The following is a 5,171-nucleotide window of genomic DNA, read 5'->3' on the forward strand; positions in this document are numbered from 1 at the left end:
AAATTTACTTTAATATATCTGAATTAAGAATATCAATACCATATAAAATTCCCTTCTCCATTATGAGAAGGGAATTTCTGATTATAGAAATAAAACTTATATTTACGCTCTATGAAATAATCAAATCAGCATGAAAATATTTTTATATGTTAGTATTTTAGTTTTTCTCACCAACTGCTCTAATGTTGCAAAAAAAAACAGAACTGAATCAAAAGTAATCAAGCATTACCCCAGTGACATTATACCTTTTATGGATCAATGGAACATTCTTTTAGGTGATGGAACCAATACAAAAGAATTGAACAACTATGAAAAACAGGGTTTTTTTTATGTTGAAAGTAAAAAAGAAACAAACTGGGTAGTCTACAAAACACCAAACGCTGGTATCACCTCACGTACCTCAAAAAATACACGAACAGAATTGGGCCAAAAAAAACATTGGATTCCTGAAGTTGGCGGAAAATTAACTGGTACTCTAAAAGCCATGCATGTTTCTACTTCTGGTGATGCCAGAGTTGCGGCCTCATACTCTGTTGTTATTGGGCAAATTCATAGCCATGAGGGACATGAAAATGAACCTCTCAAAATTTTTTACAAAAAATTTCCCGGACATACCAAAGGATCTGTTTTCTGGAATTACGAAATCAATACCAAAGGTGACAACTCGAAAAGATGGGATTACTCTACTGCAGTTTGGGGATATGATATGTCAGTAGTTGGACCAACACCCAATAGCTATCCTGAGGAACCTAAAGATGGTATTGAACTTGGTGAAGAATTTAGCTATGAGATAAACGTCTATAAAGGGATTATGCATCTCACATTTACCTGTAAAAATCACAAAACAGTGAAATATCAAAAAAACTTAATCCAATCAGAATTTTCTGAAGAACTACCTCAACAAATAAAAACGTTGTATGCTGCTATTGGTCGAGATGGTCTCGAACGCGAGAATGCTTATGCTGGTGAAATTCAATACTTCAAGCAGGGAGCCTACAACCAAGCCAATGGGAAAAATCCAGAAGAAAACATTGTTTGGTACACAGGATCAGAGTCTTACAATGGAGATATTTCCAAACAATACAACAATGGATGTTATTCAGAAATTTGGTTTAAAGAGGCTTCTGTAGGACCTGGTACTCCACCGGAGTAAAGGAATCAAAAAAACGTACCCTTTTTTATGATTTCCATTTGATACCACAACCCATACTCGGTGAAATACTTTCTAAATAAACTTTATCGATCAGCAAGGTATCTAAAACTTTTTTGATCTCGTCTCCTGTTGAAGGTATTCCATTACCGGGTCTAGACTTATCTAATTGTCCATGATAAAAGGAAGTTAAATTTTTGTCAAAAACAAAGACATCCGGTGTACAAGTAGCATCATAAGCTTTGGCAACTTCTTGATATTCATCGTATAAATAGGGAAAAGGATATTGATTTTCCAAAGCCACTTTTTTCATGAATTCGGGTCCATCCTGAGGATATTCATCAACATCATTACTACTAATAGCCACAAAATTAATCCCTTTTACTTTGTACTCATTAGCCAATCGGACCAACAAAGCATTTACATGAATAACGAAAGGACAATGATTGCAGATAAACAAAACGACAAGTCCTTTGTCTCCTTTAGCTTCATTTAAACTGATTTGATTGCCAGAAACCACATCTATTAAATTAAAATCCGGTGCTTTTTTTCCTAATTCCATGCTATTCGAGAATGTCTGTGCCATGTTCTATGTTTTTGTAAAAATAGGAAAACTCATCTGATCTTAGGACTAAAATTCTTCGATTCTATTTGAAACTGTTGTACTTCCCATCCTAAAACATCAAAAATCTTATTGGGTTTTATTATACTTAGTTTTCTCTTGGAAAAACCATCTTTATACTCCCAAGCACTATGAGAACCATCTTGAGTTGGATCTCCATAAACATCGATAACAACACCATAAGGATCAATCAATTCATACGCATCATCACCATTGCCATCCAAACCAAACGAGATGACCTCTGCGCGCACTCCAAAATAATCATAAAACACCATTTCATCTCTAGCCACAATCAGAAAACCGAAGGCTGGTATAATAATTTCATCTAGAAAAATTGGCAATGCAGCCAAGTCTTTTGTGTTTTTCGCAGAAGTATAATTATATCGAACTAGGGTCCATTGGGCAAAACTAACTTTACTTGCTGTAGGGTTATACAATTCTACAAATCTAGCGCCTGTACTTTGCTGAGGGTCCGCTACTTCAGTAATTAATATGGGTGCCGTTTCAATCTTAACAGCAGGGGAAACAAATGAAACTTCACTGTCTTTCCTTTCTCCAGGACTAAAATCCTCTGGAACATTTTGTTTCCCTTTTATGACAGACCATTCCTCTAATCTGAAAACTGAACTTGGCTTTTTGATATTTATATTTCTATAAGCTCTACCATCTTCATATTCCCAAACTGAACCCGTTCCATCTTCAGTACTACGCCCATAAACATCGACAACTACGCCAGCCTCATTGGTTAAGCTATAAGCGTCATCTCCATTACCATCTAACCAGCTGCTAAATACATCTGGTGAAAAATCAAAAGAATCGTGAAAATTAAAATTATTTGCGGTACTGGCTTCTTCGTTGGCAATAAGCGCAAACCCTTTGGAAGGGATTATGACTTCAGCTAAAGAAATCTTTTGTTCTGTCCCGCCATTTACAAATCGACTTAGATTCCAACCGTTTAAATCCAATTCAATATCTTCAGCGTTGTACAACTCGACATATCTAGAAAAAGAGGCATTTTCTGGATCGGCAACTTCTGTAATTAATATATTGGGAAGCTTCACTTCACAATCAATATAATCACCTAACTCTTCTATGTCTTCTAATGCATTTAAAACCAAAACAGGCTGATTGTCAAAATTTATTTGATATATACCTGTGACATTAAGCTGTGTATTTGGTAGTGTCTTGTCAGCAAAATCTGCAAAATTACTAGTCTCCATCACAATTGTATCCTTTCTAAAACCCTGACAGTACTCTAGAGTTCTTTTTCCATCATACTCATCTGTGGACATTCCCGAAAAAGTCATTCCTAATTCTGAGGACTTCAAATGTAATTGTTCTACTTTTATTAGGGTATTCAAATCATTTTTATCGATTTTCGACAAGGCTACTGTTTTAGGAACAAGTTTTCCTATTTCATTAAATTTCAAAACAAAATGATCCAAATCAAACTCTAAAATATCTCCTATATAGGTTCCAGTTGGCCTCCCTATTGACAACATATTTTTACTTGTCGTTCTTTTTAAACCTTCTAAGTGAATGGCTACTTTTCTACCTAATATATATTTTGTGTATGAATTGATAATTCCTACCCTGACCTTGAGCCCCATTCTTGGATTTTGCTCAGACTCATCTGAGGTCCCAAGAGTATTTTGTACAACAATTTCTTTATAATAATTTCCTTTAGCATCTGATGAAATTACATAACCTGTGATTATAGTATCCTTTCCAATTGTATTTCCGTGTAAATTATATAGCTGCTGAAATGTGATTTCTGTTTTTTCTGAAAGGTTTGGAGACACTAAAGTAGTATCTATTGCTTTATGATTGTCATCTTCAATACAAGCCAACAATAAAAACAAAATAAAACTATACTTTTTCATCGCTTCTCTTTTTAAAATGAATAATATATTCCTGTAAAGAATGTTCTTCCATTACCCACAAAATAACGGTTGCCAAACAAGGGGATTTCTCTTTTATGATCCTTTAATTGCTCACTATAATTAGCGGCCCTACTACTTGAAAACCCCCCTGTTCTATAGTTTACTCCCAATAGATTCTGGACATTCCAATAAACACTCACATAGCCCTTTTGTAAGCGCCATGATTTTCCTCCAGATAAGTTTATCAAAGTAAAATTATCTAGCTGTTCTTGCTTTCTAAATGTAGCGACCAAGTCAGGGTCTAAATTTGAAATCTGAACACCATTGATCTCATTGGTAAAATTAGAACTGTAACGAATAGGAGCTATGGCTATATAATTACTTCTAAATTGATTGATACTTGCACTTATACGCCAATAACTTGGGTCATGATAAGCTAATTTGAGAGAAATCGCTTGTTGTGGTCCTGTAGAAAGATGCTTATTTTTAATCCTCACTTCCCCTAAATCTTTAACTCCATTTTTAAATCCTAAATCTAAAGCAGTAGCATCTTCCTCTACATATAATAGTAAATTTGGATGATTCTTGTATACATATTTTCCCAAGCCTATCACCCCCGTTAATTTTATTGTTGAAGACAAGTCGTAAGAACTCCCTAACTCTATCCCTTGGTACTCTTTTTTCACATTATTTAAAACCTGCTGAACAAACAAACTATTTTCATCCAACAAATCACCTGTACTTGGGTCATCATCTGCATCAGTCCCAAAACCTTCTGCAAAGTAAAACCCTGTTTCTATAACGTTGGACTGTAAACTTTTATAACCCGATAGTTTTACACTATAACCTAATCCCCTATATATATAACTCAAAGCATAACTTGATAAGTTTTCTGGATCTAAATTTTGTAATGTTGTGTTGCTTACCCTCGCATTAGGAAAAACCTGCTTAATACCAGGCGATTTTTGTATGTAAGCTGCTTTGAGGTGGACTAAATTCCTACCGGAAAGTTTATATAATACCTGAGATTTTAATTGATATGCTAACAAAGAGACCTGCTCACTTTTGCCAATAGCATCCATATGGTTTTCGTAATCAAACATTCCTTCTCTTTGATGACAACTATAAGAAAACCCTAAAGCCCCAGACATTTCAATTTCTTTAGTTCTCCAAGTCGTTTGAGTAAAACCCATGACATTCGTACTTTTAACACAATAATTGTACTTAAACTTATCTCCCTCTTTGACTATTCGATTTGGATGATTTAAGTCGCTTTGCGCTCCTGTAAAACTTGCCACGTCCAAATAACCGAATCCCCCCAACAAATCCAACACTTTTGCATAATTATTTGAAGATGTATTTCTGTATTCTAAACTCGTATTGAACTGCCAATCATCATTAATTTTTCGACTCAAATTTGAATTGATTTGAATTCTATCTTCATCCCTTCTATCTTCATACAACACAAAAGCATCATTTGTGTAACCCTTACTATTTTGGTTTCCAGAATTCACCT

Annotated in this window: 3 protein-coding genes and 1 pseudogene; 1 reads left to right on the plus strand and 3 read right to left on the minus strand. The window is 34.7% G+C overall.

Annotated features, from left to right (window positions below; all coding sequences use genetic code 11):
• Positions 1-130 precede the first annotated feature (130 nt).
• Complete coding sequence (locus ABF281_RS05175; protein WP_347180622.1) at positions 131-1,153, plus strand: polysaccharide lyase family 7 protein; 1,023 nt, start codon at positions 131-133, stop codon at positions 1,151-1,153.
• A 25-nt stretch (positions 1,154-1,178) separates the two neighbouring features.
• On the opposite strand, the gene ABF281_RS05180 is transcribed toward ABF281_RS05175, so the two are convergent.
• The 3 genes and pseudogenes from ABF281_RS05180 to ABF281_RS05190 form a co-directional block, all read right to left on the minus strand.
• Positions 1,179-1,736, minus strand: a complete 558-nt coding sequence (locus ABF281_RS05180) for a thioredoxin family protein (protein ID WP_347180623.1) — start codon at positions 1,734-1,736, stop codon at positions 1,179-1,181.
• Between the two features lie 29 nt (positions 1,737-1,765).
• The gene (locus ABF281_RS05185; protein WP_347180624.1) at positions 1,766-3,655 is read right to left on the minus strand and encodes a DUF5689 domain-containing protein; all 1,890 of its coding nucleotides are present in this window, start codon (positions 3,653-3,655) and stop codon (positions 1,766-1,768) included.
• A gap of 11 nt (positions 3,656-3,666) precedes the next feature.
• A pseudogene (locus tag ABF281_RS05190) lies at positions 3,667-5,171 on the minus strand (hypothetical protein); the annotation flags it as partial.

Source organism: Wenyingzhuangia sp. (assembly GCF_039768515.1).
GTDB lineage: Bacteria > Bacteroidota > Bacteroidia > Flavobacteriales > Flavobacteriaceae > Wenyingzhuangia.